Origin of the sequence: Haloferax sp. YSSS75 (assembly GCF_046764215.1) — an archaeon.
Taxonomy (GTDB): domain Archaea; phylum Halobacteriota; class Halobacteria; order Halobacteriales; family Haloferacaceae; genus Haloferax.
This window is the reverse complement of the sequence record NZ_CP177206.1, coordinates 2,022,114-2,046,721: the sequence shown is the minus strand read 5'-3', so window position 1 is coordinate 2,046,721 and position 24,608 is coordinate 2,022,114. Positions and strand designations below refer to the sequence as shown.

Sequence of the window (24,608 nt, the reverse complement as noted above, 5' to 3'; positions counted from 1 at the left end):
TTAGAACACCCCAATTCGCGACGCGACTTCTTGTGCGTCGTCGTCTTCAGAGAGACGAACGGTTGCTTTCTTCTTGCCTTTCATCGTGACCTGTGTATTGATCTTCTCGACGGTCACATCGTAGCGCGACTCGACTTCCTCCGTAATCTCGGGCTTCGTCGCGTCGACGTGGACGATGAACTGGAGCTTGTTGTCGAAGTCCATCTGGTTCATCGCTTTCTCGGTGACCAGTGGGTGCTCGATGATGCTCATCGTTCTGCGACCTCCTCGAGTGCACTCTCGGTGAAGAGGGTGAGGCGACCGGCGTGCGTACCGGGCGCGAGGTCCTCGGCGGAGACGTTCGCCGCGGTTGCGACGTCGACGCCGGCGAGGTTGCGAGCAGCCTTCGAGGGCTCCTCGGCCGTCACGAAGAGAATGGACTTCGGACGGGTGTACTTGCGGCCACGGAGCTTCCCTTGGCCACCTTTGACCTTCTTGTTGTTCTCGGAGCGCTCGATGTCGGCGTAGACGCCGAGCGACTGCAGAAGGTCGACGACCTCCTTCGTCTTGACGAGGTCGTCGAAGTCGTCGGAGACGACGAGCGGGAGCTCGACGTCGTCGTCGAACTGGTGCCCTCGTTCTGCGACGAGTTCGGGGTCCGCGGTGGCGGCGAGCGCCGAGCGGACAGCGAGTTTACGCTCCTTCGTGTTGATTTCCTTCCCCTGGTCCTTCTCGGCCTTCGGCGGGTGTGCGCGACGACCGGAGACGGCGTGCGGGACGCGTCGGGCGACGCCATTCTGGCGTGGGTCGTGGGACATCCCACGGCCACTGCCCATGGACTCTGCTGGCGTTCGCATGCCAGCGTAGGGGTCGGCACCGTACGGCTGTTTTCGGTTTGCCTGAGCTGCGATGACTGCACGCTGGATGAGGTCCGGACGGTAAGCCGTCTCGAAAACCTCAGGCAGGTCGATGCTGCCTGCGTCGTCACCGTTCAGGTCTCGGATAGTTGCCTGCATGGTTTAACCCTGGTTCGATGCGGTAGAGACGTAGCGCACCTCGGGGTCGAGGCGCGGCTGGTCGTTCGGCCGGACGGCCGGGCGGAACCGCAGAAGGCGCTTGTTGGGACCCGGAAGCGAGCCCTTGATGAGCGCGTAGTTGCCGTCGACTTCGCCGTAGTTGACGAAGCCACCGTCGACGGAGGCCTCGTCACCGTTGCCGAGGTCGATGAGACGTTTGTTGAGTTCGGTGCGCTGGTGGTAACCAGTCTGACCGAGCTGGGGAACCGTCGAGCGAACGCGCGAGGGGTTCCACGGGCCGAGGTTGCCAATACGGCGTCTCCAGCCCTGACGGGCGTGCTTGCCCTTCCGCTTCTGGACGCCCCATCGCTTGACGGGACCTTGCGTACCCTTACCCTTCGTGACGCCGGCGACGTCGAGATACTCGCCAGCGCGGAACACGTCGGACATGTCGTGTACGCCACCCTCGCCAACGAGTTCGAGGGCGAAATCGGCGCGCTCCACGAGGGAGCCGCCACCGACGCGAGTCTCCATCACGTCGGGCTTCTTCTTGGGCACGTTCTTGAGTTCGGACGGGACCGTGTGCGTGATGACGCGGAGGTCATCGACTTCGCCGGCCTCGACGGCCTCGCGAAGCGCTTCGGCGTCTTCTTCGAACGTGTCTTCTTCCGGAAGATCGAGGACGCGGTCGAGTTCGTCGTGGAACTCGTTCGTCCAGACCTCGGTCTTCGGCTTCATACCGTACGACGTCTGCTCGTAGGCGCGAAGAGCAACAGCACGCATCGGTGGCGTCTCGACGACGGTCACCGGCACTGCTTCCTCCATACCCTCTCGGGGGGAGTCCGCTTCGTCGTTGACCATCATGACGTGGGTCATGCCGGCTTTGTAGCCAGCGAATCCCTGCAGTGCAGGAGAGCCATCGTCACTTGGCCACGACTTGATGCGCGGAACCTCTCTGGTCACACGCTTGCGTGGGCTGAAGCCCATCGAGCCTTTTCGTGGTCTGCTTGGTTGTGGCATGTATTCACTCCGTGAGTGTCAGGGAGGCGAGTGAGGCGAACATCGCTTCTTCAGTTCGCACCACGTCGCTCCCCTGTCGCGGAATCGTATTGAGCCAGAGGTCGAACCCCGGACCAACGGAGGGTTCGACGTCTGCAACATCCTCGGGAGACATCCCGAGCATGTCCGGAAGCCCACGGCCCGGTGAACCGAAGACGACGGTCATACCGCCGGCGTCGGCGATGCGGGCAGTCAGGTCACCCAATGTGGGGATTGACAGCGGCTCGCCATAGCGAGACGTGGCGATTCGCACGCCCGCATCTGGCCTGCCGAGTGCTTCCGTGAGGTCCATGCGGGATACGTCGAAGCCCGGGAGGGGCTCGTCGACGATCCGCGCACGGACCGGTTCTCGCGAAGAGATCCTGACAGCGACGCGCTCTCCCTCTGAGACGTCCATCCCCGGAGGGACGAACAGGGAGATCGGGTGTTGCATTCCGCAATTGACCCGAACGCGGTCGTCAGGTCCGACCTCGGTCACGATTCCTTCTCGCAACGCGGGCAACTCGTCAGAGTCGTCCGCGGTCGTAGACGAGACGAGAACGGGCGGCAAGATACCAGCGTACCGGAGTTCGTCACGCTTGCCCCAGACCTCTTTGCGAAGGTATGGGGGCGTCGCAGCGTACCGAAGTACGGTTTCGACGAACTCGCCGCCCCACTTGTTCTCGCCATCTTCGTCGGGGAAGATGACGAGTTCGTCCGCCCGGAAGACCGCCGCCGCACGGGCGACGTAGCCGAGTTTGCGAGTTGCCTCGCGTTGGTCTTCGGCTTCCCGGACGAGTGAGGACGGCACGAGTACGCTGAGTTTCATGCCGGGTTCATCCTCGTATCGTCTAGACTGTGGCGTTTGTACCGGGGGCCTACCTAAAAGAGTAGCGAATCCGTTTTGGGGTGGTAGAGGCTCCCACGGCCCAGTTTGTGGGGGATTGGCGAATGACGTGTGGTAGTGAATTACACGGATTTCGACAGGTTGGTTTGACCGAATCTCACATGGTAGTAGGTGCCGCGCTGTCACCCGATTTCTTCCCCGTTTCGCAAGTCTTATTTATCAATCCGGTTTACCCAGAAGTGCAGGAAGCGCCACGATACACGCGGAATGCGCTGGTAGTGTAGTGGTATCACGTGACCTTGCCATGGTCACAACCTGGGTTCAAATCCCAGCCAGCGCACTTCCAAACTGCGTCGGTAGTGTAGTGGTATCACGTGACCTTGCCATGGTCACAACCTGGGTTCAAATCCCAGCCGACGCACTTCTACAACGAATCTACCTTCCGAGCGACCGCTGTGCGTGTCGCTCGGACTGTGAGTTGTGAATGCGAGAACTGGGATTTGAACTAGGGAGCGTCGCGAGCGAAGTGAGCGAGCACGTCTGGTTCCGGTTCAAATCCCGTCACACCCGTTCACTCACTTCGTTCGTTCACGGGAGTTCCTGAGTCCCACTTGCGTTGCTCGCGGGACTCCCAGCCGACGCACTTCTTCCGAACTCACCTGCCGAGAGAGCCGTCTGTCATGCCCAAGCATGTCAACGCTCCTATAAGAGTCTGAAAGCCGTAGATGACGTATGGATGCGACAGTCTCTGCTGAGCGAGGAAAAGAGGCGAAAGAGCGACGTTCGGTGAGAGAACGTATCCGCACCTCCGCCGCAGCGCGAACACTCATCGGCGTCGCACTCGTCGTCGTCCCGTCGGTTGCGGCCCTCGTCGCACTCGAACAGTTCTACACGACGTTTTTCGGACCTGACTGGCCGTACGCCAGAGTCGGCACCATCGTCGCGCCAGTGATTCTCGCGCTCGTCGTCTTCGGGTCCTACGTCCTGTACTCCCGTCTCGTCGACTCGTCGTGGCCGAATGACCTCCGGCGTGAAAACGCTGGACGCGACGTTCTGGTCGGGACGCTTCTGGGTAGTGGGCTGTTCACAGCAGCACTCGCTGTGATTTGGGCCGCCGGTGGCTACAGCGTGGTCAGCGTCAACTCCATCAGTATCGTTCTCCCTGCGGTCACCGGCGTTCTCTTCTTCGTCAGCCTCGAGGAGGTTGTCAACCGGGGAATCGTCCTGCCGGAAATCGAATCGCGCTTGGGAAGTTGGGCCGCTATCCTCGTCTCCTCGCTGTTCTTCGCGGGCTATCACACGATTCTGACGGCGAATCCGACTGCAATCGCCATCGGTGTCATCTTCCTCGCTGGGTTACTCATGGGCGCCGCCTACGTTTACACCCGACAGCTCTGGTTCCCAATCGCAATCCACGCCGGGTGGAATTTCACGCAAGGTGCCCTCTTCGGAGTGAGCGTGTCCGGAAACGACGTCGAATCAGTGGCCTTTCTGGTCGGTGAGACGACCGGACCGAACTGGCTCTCGGGGGGTGCATACGGCCTCGAAGGGTCGCTGATAACGCTCGCTGTTCTCTCTCTCGGCACGATACTCGTGCTCTGGCGAGTCAAGAAACACGGGAAAGCGCTGCCACGAACGTGGCCCGAACCCTGAACCCATCGCGTCCCTCGGCGACGGTTTTGAGTCTGGCGTACGCGTGTGGGCGAAGAAGAAATACAGTCTGAACAGGTGCCGAATCAATACCCGAGCGTATCCACCGTCTCGATTCGTTCGATGCCGTCGAGTTCACAGAGTGCCGCCACGTCGGGTTCGGGGAGAACGACCACGACGCCGCCGAACTGCAGTTCCTTCTCGACCGACCCGCCGAGTGATTCGACGTGGTCGTCGAGGGCGACTCTCGCCTCGTCGTCGACGGGTTCGACGCGGAGTGCCGCCGTCTCGTCGTCGAAGGGGTCGTCACGCATCCGGCGGACGGGGTGTGAGAGGTACATACTCGCCGGTTGGTGGCCGACGGGAAAACGGTCGCGGTCGGGGTCGAAACGGGGACTCGTCGTCAGTCTTCGGTGTAGTAGTACAGGACCTCACGGCCGGCGCCACAGTGTGGACACGACGTCGGGAAGGCGGTCAGGGTGCCGACTTCGCCGCAGTCGTCGCACTGCCAGACGAGGAACGCCTCGCCGTGGTGGTGGTGACCCATCGTTCGGTTCTCGACGACGACGGGCGGGCGGACGGCGCGGGACACCGTGGTCGAACTCGTCTCCACTCGCTCCCACGTCGTGTGGTCGTCTTCGAGCGGACGCGTCGGATACACGGGTGTCTCGCTGGTCGGGTGTACCGGTTGGGTCGGTTTGTCGATAGCCATGGCCAACGTACGCGTGCAAAGGTGATAATGCGCGTTGTCAGTCCTCTTGACTGTCAGGCCACGACGACCATCTGAGTTCGAACCGGACCGGGCCTTCGGGGAGGAACGTGCTCGTCTGGGCGTCGACGACTACCTTCTCGGGCCGTGGAATCGTCACCGTCTCGTCGCCGACACGTATCTCGACGTCGCCCGCAGTCGTCGCGAGGAGGTGGTCGATTCGTTCGATGGCCGTGACCACGTCGGTCCGAGTCGCGACGTCGGCCTGTGAGCCGAGGGGGACACCACCGAACAGTGGGCGCACGTTCACGTCGCGCGAACGGTTCGAGAGGACGGCGTTCACCGCCGCGCCGAGGAGGATGACGAGGCCACTGAAGTAGAGCCACGTCAACAGGACGAGGATACCGGCGACGACGCTCGATTCGGGTGAGCGACTGCTGAACTGGACGTAGAGGCGAAAGAGCGACTCGAACGTCGTCAACCCGATTGCGGCGACGAGTGTGCCGGGGACGACTTCGAGACGCGAGACGTTCTCGTCGGGGAAGATGTAGTACATCGGGTAGAACGACACGAAGAGGAGGACGACGAGGACGCCGCGATAGACGACCCACCCGAGTGTTCCATCGAGGGGCGGCAGGACGGTTTCGATGAGCGCCCCCGCGACGACGGCGAGAGCGACGGTGACGAGGACGACGACGCCGTCGGAGAGTTGGTCGGCGAACGTGTTCGCCGCCTCGGATTCGTAGATGTCCGAAAACGCGGTGTCGAGGCTTCGGAAGATACGGAGCGTCCCCCACAACAGGACGAGAACACCGACGAGAGAGAGACTCGTGAGTTGACTCGACGTCTCGAGTTCGGTGACGATGATACTGCCCGCACCGGGAGTCAACACCGTCTCGATGAGGGCGATAACTCCCGCCCGGAGGTCACTGTTGCCGGTGGCCGAGACGGCGGCGAGGACGAGGAGGAAAAGTGGAAGCAGTGAGACGAACGCTCCGTAGGCGATGCTGCCGGCCATGAAGGTGAGACGTTCGGCACGAACCTCGTAGAGAATCGCTCGCCCGAGAGTGAGCGCGCGGGTGACGCGTTGATTCATGAAACCAGATACGTCGGCGACGGTGAAAAAGAGCGACTCGAAGACGCGTTCGTCCCGCGTCGTCACTGGGTGGTGAGGAGTCCGAAGGCGATACCGGAAATCGCACCTGTGGCAGTCCACTCCGTGGGGTATCCGACGAATCCACCGATTACCGAACCGAGCACGACACCGGTGAGAATCGCGGACGCGAAGGTGAAGGCGACTTGGGTTATTCCACTACGGAACATACAGAAAACTCTGACTGTCAGGAAGATAGCCTCGTCGGTTCCAAATCGACGTATTAGTCATTCGACACCTCGGTTTTACTGTCCGGCGCGACGACGAGGACGGTATGACAGTCATCGCAATGCTGAGTGTCGCACCGGTCGTCGAAGGCAGTATGTCGGGCGAAGTCGCCAAGGCGGTTGCCGCACTCGACGACTTCGACGTCTCGTACGAGACGAATCCGATGGGGACGGTCATCGAGGCGGACGATATCGACGAACTCCTCGCGGCGGTTGGGGCGGCACACAAAGCAGTCGACGGCGACCGGGTGAGTACGTTCTTGAAGGTAGACGACAAGCGAACGGTCGACCAGCGTGCCGCAGACAAGGTTTCGGCCGTCGAAGAGCACCTGGGACGACAGGCGAAGAAGGACCGCGAGTAGTCTCCCGAGTCACCCGTCTAGAGACACGTCCACGTCCGCCGCAGAGCGTGGGACTGACAAACCCTTTAGCCGAAGACGCGTTATCGGCGGGCATGGACAGCATCAACCGAATGGCCATCGAACTGGTCGACGAGGCGCTCGATTTCGCCGGCGAACTCGGCATCGAGGCCTACGAACTCGACTCCGGTGCGACGGTCATCGACTTCGGCGTCGACGCCGACGGTGGTGTCGAAGCGGGGATGCTCCTCGCCGAGATTCAGACCGCCGGCCTCGCAACGGTACAGACACAGATGGGCGAGGTGGCGGGAACGCCCCGCCCGAGCGTCGAACTCTCGACGGACCGCCCCGCACTCGCACTCCTCTGCTCGCAGAAGGCCGGGTGGGAACTCGTCTTCGACGATTACGACGGACTCGGGTCCGGGCCTGCCCGAGCGCTGGTCGGCGAAGAAGAGGAGTTCCACCACCTCGGCTACTACGACGAGTTCGACCTGACCGCACTCACCGTCGAGAGCATCGAACTGCCGACGGACGAGGTGGCAGAACACGTCGCAGAGATGTGCGGTGTCGAACCGAGTGCCGTCTTCTTACCGACGTACGCCACGGGGTCGCTCGCAGGAAGCGTCACGGGTGCCGCCCGGGCGGGCGAACTCGCGATGTTCAACCTCTTCGAAGCGGGATACGACCCGACCAACGTCATCTCTGTCTCCGGGTCCGCACCGCTCGCACCGGTCAGTTACGACGAGAGTGTCGCGATGAGTCGAACCAACGACGCCGTCGCGTACGGCGGGAAAGTCCACATGACCGTCACCGAAGACTTCGACGAGTTCGACCGGGCGATTTCGACTGCCGGCGCGGAGTACGGCGTCCCGTTCCAGCAACTGTTCGAAGACGCCGAGTGGGACTTCGGCGACGTCGACCCCGACGTGTTCGGCCCGGCACAGGCGACTATCGACGTAATCGACGGCCCGACGTACACACTCGGTGAAACCGACGACTCGGTCCTCGCCGACTCGTTCGGACTGTGAGGCGAAAACCGGTCCCGCCCGCGCCGGAGACGCTCGACAGACTGTGGGAGGCTCACCGTGGCGTCCCGTTGATTCCCGGGTCCGAAGACGACTGTTGTGGGCGTCTCGCCACGCGGTTAGACGTGACGCCGGACGAGGGGCGCGATTGGCTGGTGTTCTGTCAATCACTCGGCCTCGCCCGCGAGACGAGTCGCGGATTCGAACGCGTCCGCGACGAGAAGACAGTCGAGGAACTCGGGCGCGCGTTCGAAGCGAACGTCTTCGGTGCGCGGGAAGTGCTCGACGCCCTCGCCCGGAGCGACGGCCCCGAATCGGTCGACGCTGTCTTCGAGGCGTTCGAACCGACCGTCCCGAACTGGGAACGCCACCGCGACCCGAACGGGTGGAGACGACGGTGGCGAACGCGAGTGACAGACCTCGTCGAGTGGGCGGTGCTGTTCGATGTCGCAGCGGCGAAAGACGGTGGCTACGTCGCCACAGACGTCTGATTAATAGACCTTCGTCACGGTTCCGACACCCTTCGACCGACCCTCACGGAAGACGAATCGTTGTCCTTCCTCGACGAAGTACGGCCTGAACTTGAACTCGACACGGGTCTTGCCCGTATCTCCCGGGAGGAGTTGCCCGCCTTCAGGGTGGAAGATAGCCGCCTCGGAGGCGGTTTCGAGGTGGACGACGGGTTCGTACCCGTCACGGATGCGCGTCGGGTGGTTGAGTACCATCACCTCTGCTTCGAACTCGCGGACGGCAGTCGGTTCGGCGTCTGCCGGGAGCAGAACCATCCCGCGTTCGACCTCCGACTCGCGGACGCCCTTGAGCGCGATACCGACGATACGGCCGGCGTTCGCCCGGTCCACGCGGTGGTAGTGCATCTCGATAGACCGGACTTCGACCTCTTTGAACGACCCGTCTGCCATCGGCCCCAACAGGAGGGTGTCACCCGCTTCCACCGCACCGGAGTTGACCGTGCCGGAGGCGACGGCACCGACGCCGGTGACCGAGTAGGTCCGGTCGATGTACATCTTGAAGTCGCCTTCTGCGGCACTGCGTTTCGGGAGTGCCTCGAACATGTGGTCGAGTTCGCCGAGGCCGTCCATCGTCACGGCGCTCGTCAGGACGATTGGCACCACCGACTCGCTCATCTCGTCGACGGCGGCGTCGACGCCGTGGCGTTCGACGCTGAGGGGCGTCCGACCCACGTTCCGGAGGAGTCGCTCGACGTCGCGTTCTACTTCGTCGAGTCGCTCCTCGGTGACGGCGTCGGCCTTGGTGATGGCGACGATAGTCGGGAGTTCCATCGCCAGGAGGATACCGAGGTGTTCGCGCGTCGTCCGCGTCGGGCCGTCGTCGGCGGCGACGACGAGCAGGCCGTAGTCGAGTCGCTGGCCGACGAGGCCGCGAATCGTCGTTCGAAGCCACGGTTCGTGGCCGACCGTATCGACGAAGGAGACGAGTCGGTCGGCCTCTTCGACGATATGTGCCCGGTCTGACTTCCGGTGGGGATTCCGCATGTGGACGGGGCCGTCGTCGTTGAATCCGTAGACGGCGTACGAGAGGTCCGCAGAGAGTCCACGCTCGATTTCGTGGGGTTGGACGTCGAGGAACGACCGCGTCTGGCCGTTCCCGTTGTCGGCCTGCCCGGTGACGAGTGACCCGACGAGCGTCGATTTGCCGTGGTCGACGTGGCCGGCGGTGCCGACGACGATGTGGTCGTCGTCGACGTCGAGCATCCCGCCCTCGCGGATGGTGGCGACGCCGACGAGTCCGCGTTCGGCGCTCTCGCCGACGCCCCACGTCTCGACGTCTTCGATGTGTGCGCCCGCCTCTTCGGCGAGCAGCGAGAGGACGTCCATCGTCTCGGAGAACGCGTCGGGCGAGATACCGGCGATACCGCCGTCGTCGGTGACGCCGACCACGTAGGTTGCGACGCCGTCGCCGGAGAGCACTCTGTGTCGGAGTTGGGCAGCAAGCGACTCCATCCGACCGTCGGACAAGTGAACGGCACGGGTGAGGCGTTCTTTGAACTCGACGTTTCCGCCTTCTTCCTCACCGCGCTCGAGGGCCTCGTCGAGGAGGGCCCGGTCAGCGCTCATGGGCGGGCGTAGGAAACCAACCGTGAAAACGCTTTCCGCGATAACGCTTACCACGTTATTACCACACACGCGTGACGCGTGACTCGTCGGGGAATCGCCTGCCACACGAATGGGAATCCCCTTCCCACGACTCGTGACTGTCGGCCGACTTCCGACGTGACACAGATAGTTCCCACATCGTTCGAGAATTCTCTGTCGACGAGATGCAGACGACACCTCGATACTTCGTGAACTATCGAGCGACGTTACTCGAACGTCACGGAGACGACTGGAAACGGCCAGAGGAAGTAGTGTTTCGACGGGTCCCGTTACTCCGTGAGACGTTCGTAGGCCCGCGTGACGCGTTTGAACGACTCTTCGTCGCCCGTCTTCGAGTCGGGATGCGTCTCTTTGACGCGTTCTCGGTACGCCCGTTTGACGTCCTCGGTGGTCGCGTCGGCGTCGAGTCCGAGCGTTCGGAGTGCTTCGCTTCGACTCACCGTGTTTCGCGGGGGTCGAACACGCTGGTATCGTTCTCGTCGCCCGGCCTGCCCGCCGACGTCACGGAACCGGCCAGCGCCCGGCCCCTCTCGTGGGTCGCCACGGGGGCCAGCGCCGAATCCGCCGGTTTCACGGCGTGTGTCGCCGCGAGCACCCGACTGGAAGCCGATGCGTCCGTCACTCATCCGGACGCGTTTCTGATAGAACCGTTCCTCTAAACGACCGCTGACGTGGGCGTACATGAAGTACGTCGTCGCACCGAACGGCACGGCGACGAACAACAGCAGTAACTGCCTGTAGGCGAAGGCCAACACCACGAGGAGCATGGTGATTCCCGCGAACACTGCCGCGAGACCCATGACGAGTCGGTCCCGGTCCACGAGGGCACATTAGGAGTGCACGAGGGTAAACGTCTCGCCAGCACCGCATCGGCGACGACTGTGGGTGGATGGAGTTCGCTCAGGTGGGGTCGGGTTAGCGGAACTGGTTCAGCCGTTTCTGGAGTTGCTTTGCGGCCTGTCCGGCGGCCTTGTCGAAGTGCTCGTCGTGACCCTCGCCGGCGAAGATGATACCGCGCGAGGAGTTCACCAGGCCGACGCCGTCTGAAAGACCGAATTCGACCGCCGCCTCGGCGTCGCCACCCTGCGCACCGACGCCGGGGACGAGAAACGGCAGGTCGGGGACCTGTTCGCGGATGTGTTCTAACTCGTCGGGACCGGTCGCACCGACGACGAGTCCGACGTTTCCGTGTTCGTTCCAGAGGTCACAGAGCGCCGCGACGCGTTCGTACAGTGGTTCGCCGGACGCGAGTTCGAGTGACTGGAGGTCAGACCCACCGGGGTTCGAAGTGCGGCAGAGGACGAACACGCCCTTGTCCGGCCGGTCGAGGAAGGGTTGGATGGAGTCGCGGCCCATGTAGGGGTTGACGGTGATGGCGTCCGCGTAGTCGAGTATCTCGGAGTACTTGCGGGTCGTGTTGCCGATGTCGGCGCGCTTGGCGTCGAGGAGGACGGGGACGCCCTTTCCGTGGGCGTAGGCGATGGTCTCGCGGAGCGAGCGCCACCCGTCTGCGTCTTCGTAGAACGCCGCGTTCGGCTTGTAGGCCGCCGCGTGTTCGTGGGTGGCGTCGATGATACGGCGGTTGAACGCCCATCGCGGGAGGTCCTTGTCGAGGAGGTGGTCGGGGATGCGGTCGATGTCGGCGTCGAGGCCGACCGAGACGACGCTGTTCGTCTTCTCGATTCGGTCTCTGAGGTCGTCGAAGAAGCCCATTGCCCGCGAGTGCGACGACTGGAACTAAGGGGTTTTCCCTTCACACTGGCCGGTCGACCACCCACAACACACCCGCACCGACGAGCAACACCCCGCCGAACGCGGCGAGCGCACCGCTCGGAGAGACGGCGTCTGCGACGACGCCACCGGCGAGTTCGAAGGGGATGACCGCGAGCGAATAGAGCATTCCAGTGGCCGACAGCACCGTGGCACGTCCCGCCGAGTCCACGTGGTCGTTGACGTACTGGTTCCCGAGGACGAGCGACGCGTTCGAGACGCCACGCGCGACGATGAACGCCGGGAACGCCAGGACGCCGACGAGCGGGAGCGACCCGAACGCCACCGCGACGAGGATGGGGACGACGAAGAACCACCGCCGAATCCCGATGTGGTCACGGATCCATCCTGCGCGGTAACTCGCTGCCGCCGCCGCGAGCGAAAAGACCGCGTACGACGCGCTCACGGCAGTGTTCGCTGCCGTCGCAGGAACACCGAGGCCGAGCGCCACGTCGCGGACGATTGGCTGGTCGAAGATGTAGGCCATATTGACGACGCCGAACAGGAGGGCGAAGTAGACCACGAACCCTCGAAGCGGTGGCTGAGTCAGTTTCTCGCGGATGACCCGAATCGCCGTCTGCGGGGTGAAGTCGCTCCCCGCCGTCTTCGTCTCGGAAACCGAGAGGAGAATCGGGATTCCCAGTGCGGTCACCGCCGCAGTCGCGAAGAAGGTAACCGAGTAGTTCGTCGCGTCGGCGATTATTCCGCCGGCGAGTGTGGTTACAGCGCCGATGGCGAGGCCGATACCCGTCGCGCGGCCGCGAACGTTCGCGAACTCCTGCGTCTCGTCCGTCTCGGCGAGCAAGTCGTAGAGCCACGCGTCGTCACTCCCGGAGCGAAACGTCTGTCCGACCGCCCACGCCCCGTAGACGATGGCGAACTGGAGAAAGGTGGACGACAGTCCCATGCCGACTGTCGAGACGGCGATGATGGCCGTTCCGAACGCCATCGCGGAGCGCCGACCGAGTCTGTCACCGAGGTAGCCAGTTGGAATCTCGCTGGCGACGAGTGCAAGCCACCAGACGCTGTTGAGTGCACCCACCTCGGCGAACGAGAGTCCCCGAGACCGGACGAACAGAATCCAGATAGCGGCGGTGAACGAGACGAATTCGGTCGTCTTGTACGCGTAGTACTTCGCGACCGGTGAACCGAGGCCTCGCTCCATTCAGTCCAGTGCCTCGAAGACGACGCGGCCATCGACGACTGTCATCGCGACGTCGACGTCCCGAATCGATTCGGCCTCCCACGGCGACTCGTGGAGGACCACCACGTCGGCGGTGGCCCCCGGTTCGATACCTCCCAGTCGGTCCTCGTCGAATCCGGCGTAGGCACCCCCCGACGTGTAGGCGCGGAGTGCTTCCGTGACGGTGAGCGACTGGTCGGGATTCGGGTGGTCAGTCGCGTGGTCGATGCCGAGAAGCGGCCCCAGTGGCATACAGTCGCTGCCGAACGCGAGGTTTACTCCTGCATCGAGCAAGTCGCGGTAGCGGTTCGTCTGGCGGCGGCGTCCCCCGAGACGGGCGTCGTAGAGGCCACCTTCGTCGGCCCACCTCAGGAAGTTCGGTTGGACGGAGGCGACGACACCCAGTTCTGCGAACCGCTCGATGGCGTCGTCGGAGGCGAGTTCGACGTGCTCGACACGGTGGCGGGCGGACGCGGGGTCCGCTGTCGATTCGTAGGCGTCGAGCACCGTCTCGATAGCCTCGTCACCGATGGCGTGTGCCGTCAGTTGGTAGTCCGCGTCGTCCGCCTCGGCCACGAGTTCGGCGAGTTCGTCCGGGGAGACGACCCACTGGCCCGTCTCGTCGGGAGCGTCCGCGTACGGTTCGCTCAGTTTCGCCGTTCGGCCGCCGAAACTGCCATCTGTGAACGTCTTGATTGCGCCCACGGTGACGAGTCCGTCGCCGTGATTCGTCCGCAGACCGGTCTCGTGGAGGGCGTCGAAGTGGTCCGACCAGTAGTTGATGCGGACGCGGAGGTCCAACTCGCCGGCGGCAGCGAGGTCACGATAGACTTCGGGGGCGCGAGAGCCACGGACCATGTCGTGGACGCCGGTGACGCCGCGGGCGGTGGCGTACTCCTGTGCCGCGCGGACGAGTTCGGTCATCTCCTCGCGGCCAGGTTCGGTGGCCTCCCAGAGCACGTCGACTGCTTCCTCGACGACGACGCCAGTTGGGTCACCACTCTCGGTCTGGACGCCCTCCGGGTCCATCTCGTCGCCGAACCGGTCGAGGACGACGGAGTTGACGCCGGCGGTGTGGAGGTCCTCGCGAAAGGCGACCACGGGGACCGTCTCGGAGACGGCGTCGAGGTCCGCGCGGGTGAGATAGCGCGACTCGTCCCACGTGCTCTCGTCGTAGCCGAATCCGAGAACCCACTCGCCGTCGTGGACCGCCGACGCACGCTCTTCGAGCAGGGAGACAGCGTCGTCGGCCGATTCGGCTACCGAGAGGTCGGCGTGAACCAGTGACCGCCCGACGTTCGGGAGGTGCGTGTGCGCGTCGATGAACCCAGGGAGGACGACTCGGTCGTCGCAATCGACGACTCGCGTCTCGACACCGGCGAGGAGTTCGACGTCGAACGCGCGGCCAGCGCGGACGATTTCGCCGTCGCGAATCGCGACTGCTTCGTGCGTCTCGTCCGGTGATTCGAGCGTGTGTACCTCCGCGTTCGTCAGTACGAGGTCCGCTGCCGCAGTCATACGTTCGACCCCGATGCGGGAGGGCAAAATCGTTCGGGATGTGTCAGGCGCGGCCCGGGAGTCGAGACAGTGCTCTCAGAACGAGGCGTCTACGAGTGGTTCGACCGACTCGTCGGCTGCGAGGTGGGACGTGAGAGGGTGATTCACGAGAGGTCCGAGAGTCGAACCCGGGCACGGGCCGCGAGGTCAGTCGGACCGTAGTGGACGAGCAGGGCCACGGCGACGACTGCGACGAGTAACGCGTACGTGCCGTAGCCAGGGGTCGTCTTCAGGCCGTCGACGCCGGCCAAGAAGTAGCCGGCGGCGGGGTTGAGACTTGCGTGGTAGAGCCACGGAATGAGGATGCTTCCAGTGGCGTTGTAGAGCCATGCGAGCACGACGCCAGTTGCGAGGACACCGATAGCGTAGGGGACCATCGGGACGCCGGCCTGCGAACTACCGGAGACGAAGAACAGTGGGACGTGCCAGACGAACCAGACGAGTCCGACGAGTAGACTCGCCGAAAACGCCGACAGCCCCTCTTGCAGGGCTGGCTGAGCGAATCCACGCCACCCGAGTTCTTCGTTCCCACCACCGACGAAGAACGTCAGTGCGACACCGAGGAGGAACATCCAGAACGCAGTGAGTTCGTCCAACGCGTACGATGCGTCGAAGACGGCCACGTAGATGAGACTGGAGCTAACGATGAGAAGCGGCGGTAGAGCGATAGCGAGGGCGTACCATCGGAGTGGGATGCGATAGCGGAGGTTCGCCCGGAACCACGCACGGATACTCGAACCTGTGAGCCGGAGTGTGACCAGTGCACCGACGAGCGGACCAAACCCACCGAGGATGATGAGCGGTGTCGTCGCCGACGCAGGAACGAATCCGAACACGAGGAGAGCCCACAGCCCCCAGGAATACGAGAGTGTGCTCGCAACGAAGATGCCGAAGGTGTACCAGTGGCTCGACCCGGGTGACTCACGGTCTACCTCTGTGGTGACGACACCTTCGGTTCCATAACCGGTTCCAGAATCCATGCACTATGTGGGGATTCTACCATCATATCTCACTTCACTGACTCTCAGGCGTTGAGAAGCAGACTATCTAGAGGTATCGAATGGTTCAGCAAATGGCACGGGGTTGCCGTGTACCCAGAGTGCGAGTCGAGCGGCAACTGGGTGTGTTTCGACCTCGAACAGTCCACGTCCAGATATATGTGGAGAGGGTTGTCAGAATCTCGTCATTAGATGCCGTTCGTGCCTGCACTGGTCACACACCTCGACGACCGTACCCGGACTGCTACCCTCCTGCCGACACCACTCGATTGCTGCCGGGCGGTTGATACGGTCGGACTCACCGTTGAGCAGACAGACCGGCCCATCGAAAGCCGCGAGGCGTGACGGGAAGTCCTTACCGACGAGAGCCAGGCCGGACTGCCCCCACGCGTCCAACGACAGTCCCGTGTCGAGAATCGTCCCGTGTCGAGAATCTCGTCGACCACTGTCTCGGAGAGCGAGAGCGAGCGTAACCGCTCGGTCATCGTTCGCTCGAACCAGTCTTCGACGCCGGGAATCAACGAACCGAGTCGAAACAGGACGCTACTGGCGGCCGTCCGGACTCCCAACTGCCCGCGGTAGTCGGCACTACTCCTCGAGAGGACCAGTCCCGGCATCTCGACGAGGCCAAGAACCGGAAACCGTTAGGGCAGGGGCGGAATACGTCGGAGCATGACAGACGCCGCGTCTCTCGCAAACCGCGTTCGAGAGGGTGAACTCCGCCTCCACGAACTCGAAGCACACGCCGACGCCGACGTCGCCGCCGAAGCACGCCGCCTCCTCGTCGAAGAGCAGTCGGGTGCGTCGCTCGACGCGGTCGGTAACTACGGATTCCCCGCCGAAGTCGCAGAGTCGGCTATCGAAAACATGGTGGGAGCGATTCAGGTGCCGATGGGTGTCGCCGGTCCCGTCACCGTCAACGGTGGCGCCGTCTCGGACGAGAAGTACCTGCCACTCGCGACCACCGAAGGCGCACTCCTCGCGTCGGTCAACCGCGGGTGTTCGGTCATCGACGCCGCCGGTGGCGCGACTGCTCGCGTCCTGAAGTCCGGGATGACTCGCGCACCGGTCTTCCGCGTCACAGACGTCGCCGAGGCCGAAGCACTCGTCTCGTGGACGCGCGACAACTTCGAGAAACTCAAAGAGGCCGCAGAGGAGACGACGAGTCACGGCGAACTCCTCGACGTGACGCCCTACGTGGTCGGTAACTCCGTCTACCTTCGATTCCGCTACGACACGAAAGACGCGATGGGGATGAACATGGCCACAATCGCAACCGAGGCGGCCTGTGGCGTCGTCGAATCCGAGACGACGGGGTCACTCGTCGCACTGTCGGGCAACCTCTGTACCGACAAGAAACCCGCCGCAATCAACGCCGTCGAAGGGCGTGGCCGGAGCGTCACCGCCGACGTGCGCATCCCTCGCGACGTCGTCGAACAGCGACTCCACACGACGCCGGAGGCCATCGCGGAACTCAACACGCGAAAGAACCTCATCGGGTCGGCGAAGGCCGCGAGTCTCGGCTTCAACGCCCACGTCGCCAACGTCGTCGCCGCGATGTTCCTCGCCACCGGACAGGACGAAGCACAGGTCGTCGAGGGTGCGAACGCGATTACGACTGCAGACGTACAGGACGGTGACCTCTACGTCTCCGTCTCGCTCGCGTCGCTCGAAGTCGGTACCGTCGGTGGCGGCACGAAACTGCCCACGCAGTCCGAAGGCCTCGACATCCTCGGCATCCGCGGCGGTGGCGACCCTGCCGGGTCGAACGCAGACGCGCTCGCCGAGTGTATCGCCGTCGGGTCACTCGCCGGCGAACTCTCGCTGCTGTCCGCACTCGCCTCGCGACACCTCTCTTCTGCCCACGCCGAACTCGGACGGTAACTGACTCGGGCAGAGAGTCGTCACGCCGGAGGCGTCTTCGGAGGCGATTCCTCCGTTTCCACGGTGTTAGCGGTGTTGAAACCCGTTATTTGAGAACCGTGTGAGCTGGTCAAGATATTTCATAGCCATTAGTTGGGTGAACTATGGGAGAGACAGCTAACATCCAACCGAGTGTACGGACTTCCTTCGTAGCGAGTCCGGTGGCGTTCTTCGGCGTCACGTTCCTGCTTACGTGGTCCTTCTGGGTGGCGGCCATCGCACTCGGCATCTCGATGGACAGCGCCGTGGGCGTCCTCCTGCTATTGGCGGGACTCGCTGGTCCAGGTATCGCCGGTATCGGCTTTACCTACCTCGTCTACGACGAACAAGGGCGGAGAGATTTCTGGAATCGACTCACGAACGTCAATCGAATCAGTCTCAAGTGGTTCGCCGTCATCATGCTGCTCCCCCTCGTGATGAGTCTCGTCGGGGCGGCGGTGGACCTCCTCCTCGGCGGAACTGGAGCGACGTGGAGCGAGGGCGTTCGAGGTTTCGCGGTGAGTCCGCTCGCGATATTACCAGCGGTGTTCTTCGCGACTCTCCCACCGTTCGTCGAAGAGTTAGGCTGGCGGGGGTACGTACTCGACCGGTTACAGACGAAGTGGTCCGCACTGACCGCCGGTGTCCTCCTCGGCGTCGTCTGGGCAATCTGGCACCTTCCCCTGTTCTTCGTCGACGGGACGTATCAGGCAGGACTCGGCGTCGGGACGCTCGAATTCTGGTCGTTCATGGTTGGCGTCGTCGGTCTCTCGGGCGTGTTCACGTGGGTGTTCAACAACACATCCCGTAGCATCCTCGCCATCATCGTCCTGCACGGGATGGTCAACTTCACGGGCGAGATAATCGCGCTCACACCGCGTGCGGACGCAATCTCGACTGTGTCGTGGGTCGGGTTGGTCGTCGTTCTCGTGGTCGTCTGGGGGTCGCAGACGCTGACCAGTTCGGACGAGGTGCCCCAGCCGCCCTCGGTAGTCGAACGGGAGGCACACAACGCGTAAGCAATGCTAACGTGGGCTGACGACCTAGTTATAGCCTCGAAGAGTATGGAGACCATCTCTTCGGTGGACGGTACCCAGATTGCCTACGAACGAACCGGGCACGGACCGCCACTGGTGCTCGTCCACGGGACGTCCGCCGACCACACGCGGTGGGACGTCGTTCGCTCCCCCCTCGAAGAACACAACACGGTCTATGCAATCGACCGCCGGGGACGCGGTGAGAGCGGTGACGCCACCGACTACGCGTTGGAACGTGAGTTCGAAGACGTGGCCGCAGTCGTCGACTCGATTGCTGAACCGGTGATTCTCCTCGGTCACTCGTACGGGGCGCTCTGCTCGCTAGAGGCGGCCCTCCGAACGGACAACCTCAGCAAACTCGTACTGTACGAACCGCCGATTTCAGTCGATGATTCCTATCCAGAGACCGAAGACGTCGTCACCGAGATGGAGGCGTTGTACGACGACGGGAAGGCCGAAGCCGCGCTCGTACTGTTCTTCCGTACCGTTGCGAGCGTCCCACCAGCGGAACTCGACGCACTCCGTGGGGCACCGAACTGGCCCAACCGTGTGGCCGCGGTCAACACCGTCATCCGAGAAGTCCTCGCACCCACTCGGTACGAGTTCGACCCAACTCGGTTCGAAGACTTGACCACCCCGACGTTGCTGTTGTCCGGAAGCGAGAGCGCACCGTACCTCAAAGTCGCAATCGAGGAACTTCGAACCGTGCTTCCGAACAACCGGGTCGTCGTCTTCGACGGGCACGCACACGCCGCGATGAACACCGCCCCGGACCTGTTCGTCGACGAGGTGCTCGCCTTCCTCCGGGAGTCGAGCTAAGGGCCGAGAGTCGGCCACTCCGTGTCTACTTTCGCTGTGTGCGAACAGTGGAGTCTCGACTCACGACACCTTCGAGCGCACGAACGTGGCCGATACTGCTGTGAGAAAGCAGCGTTTACTTTCACCCTGCACCCGTGGCTCGATTTTAATCCGTTCTCACTGGTATATCCACGAGCGTCCGTCAGGAGAGCACCTGCGGGCGTGTCCACACTCCACTCCAACCCATGTCCGTACCCACCTCCAGTATCGACCCCGAACCGGACGACGACCACGACGATGTACAGCGTCTCACCCTCGTCTTGCGACTCCTGAAGTTGGGACTGGGCGTCGTCGCCTCGGCGCTCACTATCGCCAAGTTACTCGGGTTCCTCTGAGTGAGCGCGGCCCAACAGGCCGCGCCCGGCAGACGGCCATCGCGTTAGAGCAGTCGATATCGACCGCCTGACTCGGAGACTTCGCCGCGACGGCGGAGTTTTTCCAGCAGGTCACGCGCCTTCTCGGCCGGAACTCCCTGCTCGCTCGCAGCAGCGACGACTTCGTCTTCGGTCGGCCGGTCACCGTCCCGTATCGCGTCTTTGATGGCCGTCAGTCTGTCGACGGACCCCGACGACGACGCGCGGCCACGCCTCGCCTGTTCGCCGGCGTCGAACACCTCGTCGGCGTCGAGGCCCGACCCTTCGAGGTACTCCCTGTCGTCGATGCCGGACTCGTCTACCTGCCGGTCGAGTTCGGCGACGTGTTCCACCTGCGCGAACGCCTCACTATCTCCGTGTTTCTTCGCCAAGAGCGCCGAGCGTGCCTGTCTCGCGGCATCTCGGTCTTCAGACTCGAAGAACCGCCGGAGTTTCTTCGTCTGGTGTCGCCGCCCGCACCGCGAACAGGTCGCCGTCTTCGACTCACGAGGGTCTGAGAGCAACCATAGGTTCCCACAGTCGGTACACCCGACAACCGCGTACATGCAGGTGAGTTGCTCGCCATCCGGTTTGAACGTTCGGGGCTACAGAGGCGATTCGAACCTGCCGGGCCCGTCGGTTTTATCTCGGCAGCGAGTGGCCTGTCACCATGGACCGAATCTCCATCGACGACGTCGAACCGGCCGAGGCAGCAGACGACGTGTATCTCGCACTCCTCGCGGGTGGGGACGAGATGAACGTCCAACACTTCCGTATCGAACCGGGTGCGTCGGTACCCGTCCACGACCACCCTCACGAACAGGTCGGGTACATCGTCGCCGGCGAACTAACCTTCGTCGTCGGCGACGACGGTGAAGAAATCGTCGTCGGCCCGGGCGACTCCTACTCACTCGCTGGTGGGGAATCTCACGGCGCAGAGAACCGCGGTGACGAAACCGTCGTCGGAATCGACGTGTTCTCGCCGCCCCGCGACAACCCGCCGTGGCTTGACTGACGGGGCTGTCCGATGCGGTCCACCGGGTGCAGGAACGACGGCCAGAAAACCCACTCCGTCGTGACATCAGAGGAGAAAGCATTTATCAATAGGTTATAACTATTGGAGTGACGGAAGTCATTAACTATGCCCTCCCCCCGCGTATATCAGCTATGGCCAGCGCACGGTCTGCCGACCGACCCCACACAAAAAGCGGTTCACAGGCGTCTATGAACCGACTCGACCTCGCCCGTGACCCGCGGGTCTGGGCCTTCGTCGGCCTGTGGGCGGTTTTCGTGAGTGCGCTCCACTTCGGCGGTCTCGAGTACGGTATCTACACGAGAATCTGGTGGTGGGACCTGCTCACCCACTCGCTGTCCGGATTCGGCGTCGCCGGCGTCCTCTTCGTCGTCTTCCCGCGAGTGTACGATGGCGCTCGCGCACCGGTCGTCGTCGCGACCATCATCCTCGCTATCGGCGCAGGATTCGAAGTGTACGAGTACCTGTTCAAGGACTTCTGGTACGGGTGGTCGGCGGCGTACTACGCCGAAGACACCGCGACTGACCTCGTCGTCGACGTCGTCGGTGCGCTCGGATTCCTCGTCGCCCTCGACGGGGTCACCCGACTACGGACGGCGTCGACGGACGTGTCGAGCGACTCACGTCTGCCGTCACACCCGTCGCGCATCCGTTCGGACGGCGGTGACCGCACCGGCGACGAAGACGAAACGCGATTCGAAGACGACGACACTCTCCCACGACGCTAACCGCACATCCCCGGTAGGTTGGAGTTAAATTAACTCCTGATCTGTTTCTCGCTGGCAATAACGTACATATTACAGTTCACCCTTCACTTCCGTATGGGAACGCTCGGCACCCGCTGTCACGGACGGACAGGACGCACTGCACTCGCTGTACCCCACATTCACCGTCGCACATGCTGAAACGGACGTGGGACCAGATGGTCGTGCCGCGGTGGCAAGAGCGCCCGCGGGAGATGTCCGTCGTGGTGGTGTGGGGTGGCGTCGTCACGTTCACCCACTTCGCGAGCATGTTCTTCTTCCTCTATACGAAGATTTGGTGGTGGGACCTGTTCGTCCACGCCGCCTCCGGATTCGGCGTCGCCGCCCTCCTGTACGTCTTCAATCCACGACTGTTGCGGTCACCCGTGGCGTTGCTCGTCGTCCTCCCGATGGCCGTCGCCGCCATCGGCACGTGGTTCGAAGTGTACGAACGACTCTTCACCGACTTCTGGGTCGATTGGACGACGGCGTACTATCTCGAAGATACGTGGGCCGACATCGTCGCCGACACCGCCGGTGCAGTCGTCTTCGGTGTCGTTCGACCCCTGTGGAGTCGCCTGCGACGCTGAATCGGGACTCGTAGTGCGAAAGAAGAGAGAAATTGGCAGTCGAAGCGGCGTGATTCGAATTGGACCGGCTTACGCCAGTTCCTGAATATTCGCGCGGTTACACCGCGCGAGTTAGAGAAGCTCTCTACGAGAGTTCCTGAATATTCTCGACGACCTTGTCGGCGTACTCGCTGGTGGCGAGTTTGGTGCCGCCTTCGATCTGACGGTGGAGGTCGTACGTCACGTCGCCCTCGGAGATGGTCTTCTCGACGGCGTCACGGATGAGTTTGCCGGCGTCCTTCCAGCCCATGTACTCGAACATGATGCGGCCGGAGAGAATCATCGCAGTCGGGTTGACCTTGTCCTGACCGGCGTACTTGGGTGCGGAACCGTGGACGGGTTCTGCGAGACAGAGACCTTCACCGAAGTTACCACCGGGTGCGATGCCGAGGCCACCGATTTGGGCACCGGCGGCGTCGGACATGTAGTCGCCGTTGAGGTTCATCGTGGCGATGACCTCGTAGTCGGCGGTACGGGTGAGGAGCTGCTGGAGCATGTTGTCGGCGATGCGGTCCTTGACGACAACCTTGTCCTCGGGCTTCTCGCCGTCGTACTCCTCCCAGAGTTCGTCTTCGGTGATGGTGACGTCGCCGAACTCCTCTGCTGCGAGTTCGTAGCCCCAGTCACGGAAGGCACCCTCGGTGAACTTCATGATGTTCCCCTTGTGGACGAGGGTGACGGAGTCGCGGTCGTTTTCGAGGGCGTACTCGATTGCTTCGCGGACGAGACGCTTCGTCCCGAACTCGGTGATGGGCTTGATGCCGATGCCGACCGGACCGTCGTGGATGACGCTGTCGAAGCCCATCTCGTCTTCGACGAACTCCTTGACCTGCTGGACTTCGTCGGTACCGGCTTCCCACTCGATGCCGGCGTAGACGTCTTCGGTGTTCTCGCGGAACGTGACCATGTCCATCGCCGAGGGGTTCTTGACGGGCGACGGGACGCCGTCGAGGTGGTAGGTCGGGCGGACGTTGGCGTAGAGGTCGAGCTTCTTGCGGAGCGCGACGTTCAGCGAGCGGAAGCCTGCACCGACGGGCGTCGTGAGCGGGCCTTTGATGGCGACGCGGTGGTCGCGAATTGCGCTGACGGTGTCTTCGGGGAGGTTCTCGTCGTATTTGTCGCGGGCGGACGCGCCGGCGTAGACACGCATCCAAGATACAGAGCGACCGGTTGCTTCGGCAGCAGCGTTGAGAACCTTCTGTGCAGCAGGACCGACGTCAGTTCCGATTCCGTCGCCGTGGATGATCGGGATAATCGGGTTGTCCGGGACAGAGAGTTCGCCGTCCTCGAACGTGATTTTCTCGCCGTCTTCAGGAACCTCGATCTGGTCGTAACTCATGAACAATCAGGGGTTTTCATTGCGGTGTAAAAGTCCTGCCGTTCTCCCGCTCGTACTGCAAAAATCACCGACTTTCGATGCCCGTCGATACGTTTACCCACACCCTCCGAGTGAGCCAACGTATGCGGATTATCGTCCACGGCGGCGCAGGTGGTGTCCCCGACGAACCAGAACCGAGACAAGCAGTGCTCGACGAGGCGGCGGCCGACGGTGTCGCCGAATCCGACCCGCTATCGGCGGTCGAAACTGCGGTCCGAGCGCTCGAATCGAACCGCCGGTTCAACGCGGGTGTCGGCGGTGCCGTCCAGTCCGACGGCGTCGTCCGCACCGACGCCGGTGTGATGACGAGCGACCGGTCTGTCGGTGCCGCGTCGGGGATGGCCGGCGTCGAACACGCCGTCTCCGTCGCCCGTGCCGTCCTCGAAAAGACGCCGCACGTCCTGTTGGGGGGCGACCCGGCAGTCGAGTTCGCGGCCGACGTGGGTGTCGAAACCGGTGTGGACCTCTTTACCGACGAAACCCGAACGCGCTGGAACGCGGCGGAGGCACCCGACGGCACGCCACGCGAACATCTCGACTGGTTGGCCGACCGGTTCGGGGGAAGTACGAGCGACCCGACGGCGGAGGCGAGTGATGGGTATCTCGGTGCACACGACGTTCGCCTTCCCGGCCACGATACGGTCGGTGCCGTCGCGACGGACGGCGAGACGTTCGCGTCGGCGACGTCGACAGGTGGCCGGTGGTTCGCGCTCGCTGGTCGCGTCGGTGACGTCCCGCAGGTCGGGTCTGGATTCTACGCCGCCCCTGCCGGTGCGGCGTCGACGACGGGCGCTGGCGAAGACATCGCCCGCGTGACGCTCGCTCGCCGTGCAGTTCGTCATCTCGAACGTGGCTGTGACGCACAGACTGCCGCCGAACTCGCTATCGACGAGTTCGGCGAACTCACCGGGTCGTCCGCCGGGGTCATCCTCCTCGACGACGAGGGATTCGGGTCGGCGTTCAACTCCGACGGGATGCAGACGAGCACGGCGTCTCGATAGTCGGCGCACGGACTCGGAGTCGCCAGTA

The 24,608-nt window shown here is 63.2% G+C and carries 28 protein-coding genes and 2 tRNA genes; 14 read left to right on the top strand and 16 right to left on the bottom strand.

The genetic code is table 11. The features are described from left to right. Genes ACK3R5_RS10795 through ACK3R5_RS10780 form a run of 4 tightly spaced genes read right to left on the bottom strand, consistent with a single transcriptional unit; the run spans window position 1 to window position 2,862 of the window. Complete coding sequence (locus ACK3R5_RS10795; protein ID WP_411964062.1) at window positions 1–252, bottom strand: 50S ribosomal protein L23; 252 nt, start codon at window positions 250–252, stop codon at window positions 1–3. After that, complete coding sequence (gene rpl4p / locus ACK3R5_RS10790; protein ID WP_411964061.1) at window positions 249–995, bottom strand: 50S ribosomal protein L4; 747 nt, start codon at window positions 993–995, stop codon at window positions 249–251. Before rpl4p ends, ACK3R5_RS10795 begins: the two co-directional genes overlap by 4 nt. A gap of 3 nt (window positions 996–998) precedes the next feature. Continuing rightward, window positions 999–2,015 carry a 50S ribosomal protein L3 gene (locus tag ACK3R5_RS10785; protein WP_411964060.1) on the bottom strand — a complete coding sequence of 339 codons (1,017 nt, stop codon included), beginning with the start codon at window positions 2,013–2,015 and terminating at the stop codon, window positions 999–1,001. Window positions 2,016–2,019: 4 nt separating this feature from the next. Further along, window positions 2,020–2,862: a putative RNA uridine N3 methyltransferase gene (locus ACK3R5_RS10780; protein ID WP_411964059.1), complete on the bottom strand. Its 843-nt coding sequence runs from the start codon at window positions 2,860–2,862 to the stop codon at window positions 2,020–2,022. A 287-nt stretch (window positions 2,863–3,149) separates the two neighbouring features. Between ACK3R5_RS10780 and ACK3R5_RS10775 the strand changes: the two genes are divergently transcribed. From ACK3R5_RS10775 to ACK3R5_RS10765, 3 genes are all read left to right on the top strand, one after another. After that, a tRNA-Gly gene (locus tag ACK3R5_RS10775) sits at window positions 3,150–3,220 on the top strand. 10 nt (window positions 3,221–3,230) lie between these two features. Next, window positions 3,231–3,301: transfer RNA gene (locus tag ACK3R5_RS10770), tRNA-Gly, on the top strand. A gap of 311 nt (window positions 3,302–3,612) precedes the next feature. Continuing rightward, window positions 3,613–4,533 carry a lysostaphin resistance A-like protein gene (locus tag ACK3R5_RS10765; protein ID WP_411966955.1) on the top strand — a complete coding sequence of 307 codons (921 nt, stop codon included), beginning with the start codon at window positions 3,613–3,615 and terminating at the stop codon, window positions 4,531–4,533. Window positions 4,534–4,616: 83 nt separating this feature from the next. Here ACK3R5_RS10765 and ACK3R5_RS10760 read toward each other — a convergent pair whose 3' ends face one another. The 4 genes from ACK3R5_RS10760 to ACK3R5_RS10745 form a co-directional block, all read right to left on the bottom strand. Then, on the bottom strand, window positions 4,617–4,871 hold the full coding sequence (locus ACK3R5_RS10760; RefSeq protein WP_411966954.1) for a hypothetical protein: 255 nt from the start codon (window positions 4,869–4,871) through the stop codon (window positions 4,617–4,619). Between the two features lie 62 nt (window positions 4,872–4,933). Continuing rightward, window positions 4,934–5,242, bottom strand: a complete 309-nt coding sequence (locus tag ACK3R5_RS10755) for a hypothetical protein (RefSeq protein ID WP_411964056.1) — start codon at window positions 5,240–5,242, stop codon at window positions 4,934–4,936. Window positions 5,243–5,279: 37 nt separating this feature from the next. Further along, window positions 5,280–6,335 carry a YihY/virulence factor BrkB family protein gene (locus ACK3R5_RS10750; protein WP_411968656.1) on the bottom strand — a complete coding sequence of 352 codons (1,056 nt, stop codon included), beginning with the start codon at window positions 6,333–6,335 and terminating at the stop codon, window positions 5,280–5,282. A 62-nt stretch (window positions 6,336–6,397) separates the two neighbouring features. After that, entirely contained in the window at window positions 6,398–6,562 is a 165-nt protein-coding gene (locus ACK3R5_RS10745) for a hypothetical protein (protein WP_411966953.1), read from the bottom strand. A gap of 104 nt (window positions 6,563–6,666) precedes the next feature. Here ACK3R5_RS10745 and ACK3R5_RS10740 point away from each other — a divergent pair, with 104 nt between their 5' ends. The 3 genes from ACK3R5_RS10740 (at window position 6,667) to ACK3R5_RS10730 (ending at window position 8,494) form a co-directional block, all read left to right on the top strand. Then, complete coding sequence (locus ACK3R5_RS10740) at window positions 6,667–6,981, top strand: MTH1187 family thiamine-binding protein (RefSeq protein WP_411964054.1); 315 nt, start codon at window positions 6,667–6,669, stop codon at window positions 6,979–6,981. 92 nt (window positions 6,982–7,073) lie between these two features. Beyond that, window positions 7,074–8,006: a methenyltetrahydromethanopterin cyclohydrolase gene (mch, locus tag ACK3R5_RS10735; protein WP_411966952.1), complete on the top strand. Its 933-nt coding sequence runs from the start codon at window positions 7,074–7,076 to the stop codon at window positions 8,004–8,006. Continuing rightward, on the top strand, window positions 8,003–8,494 hold the full coding sequence (locus ACK3R5_RS10730; protein ID WP_411966951.1) for a hypothetical protein: 492 nt from the start codon (window positions 8,003–8,005) through the stop codon (window positions 8,492–8,494). The genes mch and ACK3R5_RS10730 overlap by 4 nt, the downstream gene beginning before the upstream one ends. On the opposite strand, the gene ACK3R5_RS10725 is transcribed toward ACK3R5_RS10730, so the two are convergent. The 6 genes from ACK3R5_RS10725 to ACK3R5_RS10700 form a co-directional block, all read right to left on the bottom strand. Continuing rightward, the gene (locus ACK3R5_RS10725) at window positions 8,495–10,099 is read right to left on the bottom strand and encodes a GTPBP1 family GTP-binding protein (protein ID WP_411964051.1); all 1,605 of its coding nucleotides are present in this window, start codon (window positions 10,097–10,099) and stop codon (window positions 8,495–8,497) included. Window positions 10,100–10,407: 308 nt separating this feature from the next. Then, window positions 10,408–10,959 carry a DnaJ domain-containing protein gene (locus tag ACK3R5_RS10720; protein ID WP_411966949.1) on the bottom strand — a complete coding sequence of 184 codons (552 nt, stop codon included), beginning with the start codon at window positions 10,957–10,959 and terminating at the stop codon, window positions 10,408–10,410. Between the two features lie 94 nt (window positions 10,960–11,053). After that, complete coding sequence (gene pyrF, locus ACK3R5_RS10715; protein WP_411966948.1) at window positions 11,054–11,851, bottom strand: orotidine-5'-phosphate decarboxylase; 798 nt, start codon at window positions 11,849–11,851, stop codon at window positions 11,054–11,056. Between the two features lie 40 nt (window positions 11,852–11,891). Next, entirely contained in the window at window positions 11,892–13,073 is a 1,182-nt protein-coding gene (locus ACK3R5_RS10710) for an MFS transporter (RefSeq protein WP_411966947.1), read from the bottom strand. Then, window positions 13,074–14,609, bottom strand: a complete 1,536-nt coding sequence (locus ACK3R5_RS10705; protein ID WP_411966946.1) for an amidohydrolase — start codon at window positions 14,607–14,609, stop codon at window positions 13,074–13,076. A 143-nt stretch (window positions 14,610–14,752) separates the two neighbouring features. After that, window positions 14,753–15,628 carry a CPBP family intramembrane glutamic endopeptidase gene (locus tag ACK3R5_RS10700; protein ID WP_411966944.1) on the bottom strand — a complete coding sequence of 292 codons (876 nt, stop codon included), beginning with the start codon at window positions 15,626–15,628 and terminating at the stop codon, window positions 14,753–14,755. 690 nt (window positions 15,629–16,318) lie between these two features. On the opposite strand from ACK3R5_RS10700, the gene hmgA reads away from it, so the two are divergent. From hmgA to ACK3R5_RS10680, 4 genes are all read left to right on the top strand, one after another. Beyond that, window positions 16,319–17,530 (top strand): hydroxymethylglutaryl-CoA reductase (NADPH), encoded by a 1,212-nt coding sequence (gene hmgA / locus ACK3R5_RS10695; RefSeq protein ID WP_411966943.1) that lies wholly within the window; start codon window positions 16,319–16,321, stop codon window positions 17,528–17,530. A 143-nt stretch (window positions 17,531–17,673) separates the two neighbouring features. Beyond that, the gene (locus ACK3R5_RS10690) at window positions 17,674–18,567 is read left to right on the top strand and encodes a CPBP family intramembrane glutamic endopeptidase (protein ID WP_411966942.1); all 894 of its coding nucleotides are present in this window, start codon (window positions 17,674–17,676) and stop codon (window positions 18,565–18,567) included. A gap of 45 nt (window positions 18,568–18,612) precedes the next feature. Continuing rightward, window positions 18,613–19,404, top strand: coding sequence for an alpha/beta fold hydrolase (locus ACK3R5_RS10685; RefSeq protein ID WP_411966941.1), 792 nt, complete (start codon window positions 18,613–18,615; stop codon window positions 19,402–19,404). 224 nt (window positions 19,405–19,628) lie between these two features. Next, complete coding sequence (locus tag ACK3R5_RS10680; RefSeq protein WP_411964041.1) at window positions 19,629–19,778, top strand: hypothetical protein; 150 nt, start codon at window positions 19,629–19,631, stop codon at window positions 19,776–19,778. A gap of 44 nt (window positions 19,779–19,822) precedes the next feature. On the opposite strand, the gene ACK3R5_RS10675 is transcribed toward ACK3R5_RS10680, so the two are convergent. Then, window positions 19,823–20,362 carry a DUF5817 domain-containing protein gene (locus ACK3R5_RS10675; RefSeq protein ID WP_411966940.1) on the bottom strand — a complete coding sequence of 180 codons (540 nt, stop codon included), beginning with the start codon at window positions 20,360–20,362 and terminating at the stop codon, window positions 19,823–19,825. Window positions 20,363–20,466: 104 nt separating this feature from the next. On the opposite strand from ACK3R5_RS10675, the gene ACK3R5_RS10670 reads away from it, so the two are divergent. The 3 genes from ACK3R5_RS10670 (at window position 20,467) to ACK3R5_RS10660 (ending at window position 22,162) form a co-directional block, all read left to right on the top strand. Further along, window positions 20,467–20,811: a cupin domain-containing protein gene (locus ACK3R5_RS10670; RefSeq protein WP_411966939.1), complete on the top strand. Its 345-nt coding sequence runs from the start codon at window positions 20,467–20,469 to the stop codon at window positions 20,809–20,811. Between the two features lie 209 nt (window positions 20,812–21,020). Beyond that, window positions 21,021–21,557 carry a hypothetical protein gene (locus ACK3R5_RS10665; RefSeq protein WP_411966938.1) on the top strand — a complete coding sequence of 179 codons (537 nt, stop codon included), beginning with the start codon at window positions 21,021–21,023 and terminating at the stop codon, window positions 21,555–21,557. Window positions 21,558–21,727: 170 nt separating this feature from the next. After that, the gene (locus ACK3R5_RS10660; protein ID WP_411964037.1) at window positions 21,728–22,162 is read left to right on the top strand and encodes a hypothetical protein; all 435 of its coding nucleotides are present in this window, start codon (window positions 21,728–21,730) and stop codon (window positions 22,160–22,162) included. A gap of 124 nt (window positions 22,163–22,286) precedes the next feature. Here ACK3R5_RS10660 and icd read toward each other — a convergent pair whose 3' ends face one another. Continuing rightward, entirely contained in the window at window positions 22,287–23,540 is a 1,254-nt protein-coding gene (gene icd / locus ACK3R5_RS10655; RefSeq protein ID WP_411964036.1) for an isocitrate dehydrogenase (NADP(+)), read from the bottom strand. Between the two features lie 122 nt (window positions 23,541–23,662). Here icd and ACK3R5_RS10650 point away from each other — a divergent pair, with 122 nt between their 5' ends. Continuing rightward, the gene (locus ACK3R5_RS10650) at window positions 23,663–24,580 is read left to right on the top strand and encodes an isoaspartyl peptidase/L-asparaginase (protein WP_411966937.1); all 918 of its coding nucleotides are present in this window, start codon (window positions 23,663–23,665) and stop codon (window positions 24,578–24,580) included. The last annotated feature ends 28 nt before the right edge of the window (window positions 24,581–24,608 follow it).

What these genes read in the sequence shown, in the direction of transcription:
- ACK3R5_RS10795 (WP_411964062.1), bottom strand. Translation starts at nt 252, where the DNA reads ATGAGCATCATCGAGCACCCACTGGTCACCGAGAAAGCGATGAACCAG.
- rpl4p (WP_411964061.1), bottom strand. Translation starts at nt 995, where the DNA reads ATGCAGGCAACTATCCGAGACCTGAACGGTGACGACGCAGGCAGCATC.
- ACK3R5_RS10785 (WP_411964060.1), bottom strand. Translation starts at nt 2,015, where the DNA reads ATGCCACAACCAAGCAGACCACGAAAAGGCTCGATGGGCTTCAGCCCA.
- ACK3R5_RS10780 (WP_411964059.1), bottom strand. Translation starts at nt 2,862, where the DNA reads ATGAAACTCAGCGTACTCGTGCCGTCCTCACTCGTCCGGGAAGCCGAA.
- ACK3R5_RS10765 (WP_411966955.1), top strand. Translation starts at nt 3,613, where the DNA reads ATGGATGCGACAGTCTCTGCTGAGCGAGGAAAAGAGGCGAAAGAGCGA.
- ACK3R5_RS10760 (WP_411966954.1), bottom strand. Translation starts at nt 4,871, where the DNA reads ATGTACCTCTCACACCCCGTCCGCCGGATGCGTGACGACCCCTTCGAC.
- ACK3R5_RS10755 (WP_411964056.1), bottom strand. Translation starts at nt 5,242, where the DNA reads ATGGCTATCGACAAACCGACCCAACCGGTACACCCGACCAGCGAGACA.
- ACK3R5_RS10750 (WP_411968656.1), bottom strand. Translation starts at nt 6,335, where the DNA reads ATGAATCAACGCGTCACCCGCGCGCTCACTCTCGGGCGAGCGATTCTC.
- ACK3R5_RS10745 (WP_411966953.1), bottom strand. Translation starts at nt 6,562, where the DNA reads ATGTTCCGTAGTGGAATAACCCAAGTCGCCTTCACCTTCGCGTCCGCG.
- ACK3R5_RS10740 (WP_411964054.1), top strand. Translation starts at nt 6,667, where the DNA reads ATGACAGTCATCGCAATGCTGAGTGTCGCACCGGTCGTCGAAGGCAGT.
- mch (WP_411966952.1), top strand. Translation starts at nt 7,074, where the DNA reads ATGGACAGCATCAACCGAATGGCCATCGAACTGGTCGACGAGGCGCTC.
- ACK3R5_RS10725 (WP_411964051.1), bottom strand. Translation starts at nt 10,099, where the DNA reads ATGAGCGCTGACCGGGCCCTCCTCGACGAGGCCCTCGAGCGCGGTGAG.
- pyrF (WP_411966948.1), bottom strand. Translation starts at nt 11,851, where the DNA reads ATGGGCTTCTTCGACGACCTCAGAGACCGAATCGAGAAGACGAACAGC.
- ACK3R5_RS10710 (WP_411966947.1), bottom strand. Translation starts at nt 13,073, where the DNA reads ATGGAGCGAGGCCTCGGTTCACCGGTCGCGAAGTACTACGCGTACAAG.
- ACK3R5_RS10705 (WP_411966946.1), bottom strand. Translation starts at nt 14,609, where the DNA reads ATGACTGCGGCAGCGGACCTCGTACTGACGAACGCGGAGGTACACACG.
- ACK3R5_RS10700 (WP_411966944.1), bottom strand. Translation starts at nt 15,628, where the DNA reads ATGGATTCTGGAACCGGTTATGGAACCGAAGGTGTCGTCACCACAGAG.
- hmgA (WP_411966943.1), top strand. Translation starts at nt 16,319, where the DNA reads ATGACAGACGCCGCGTCTCTCGCAAACCGCGTTCGAGAGGGTGAACTC.
- ACK3R5_RS10690 (WP_411966942.1), top strand. Translation starts at nt 17,674, where the DNA reads ATGGGAGAGACAGCTAACATCCAACCGAGTGTACGGACTTCCTTCGTA.
- ACK3R5_RS10685 (WP_411966941.1), top strand. Translation starts at nt 18,613, where the DNA reads ATGGAGACCATCTCTTCGGTGGACGGTACCCAGATTGCCTACGAACGA.
- ACK3R5_RS10680 (WP_411964041.1), top strand. Translation starts at nt 19,629, where the DNA reads ATGTCCGTACCCACCTCCAGTATCGACCCCGAACCGGACGACGACCAC.
- ACK3R5_RS10675 (WP_411966940.1), bottom strand. Translation starts at nt 20,362, where the DNA reads ATGTACGCGGTTGTCGGGTGTACCGACTGTGGGAACCTATGGTTGCTC.
- ACK3R5_RS10670 (WP_411966939.1), top strand. Translation starts at nt 20,467, where the DNA reads ATGGACCGAATCTCCATCGACGACGTCGAACCGGCCGAGGCAGCAGAC.
- ACK3R5_RS10665 (WP_411966938.1), top strand. Translation starts at nt 21,021, where the DNA reads ATGAACCGACTCGACCTCGCCCGTGACCCGCGGGTCTGGGCCTTCGTC.
- ACK3R5_RS10660 (WP_411964037.1), top strand. Translation starts at nt 21,728, where the DNA reads ATGCTGAAACGGACGTGGGACCAGATGGTCGTGCCGCGGTGGCAAGAG.
- icd (WP_411964036.1), bottom strand. Translation starts at nt 23,540, where the DNA reads ATGAGTTACGACCAGATCGAGGTTCCTGAAGACGGCGAGAAAATCACG.
- ACK3R5_RS10650 (WP_411966937.1), top strand. Translation starts at nt 23,663, where the DNA reads ATGCGGATTATCGTCCACGGCGGCGCAGGTGGTGTCCCCGACGAACCA.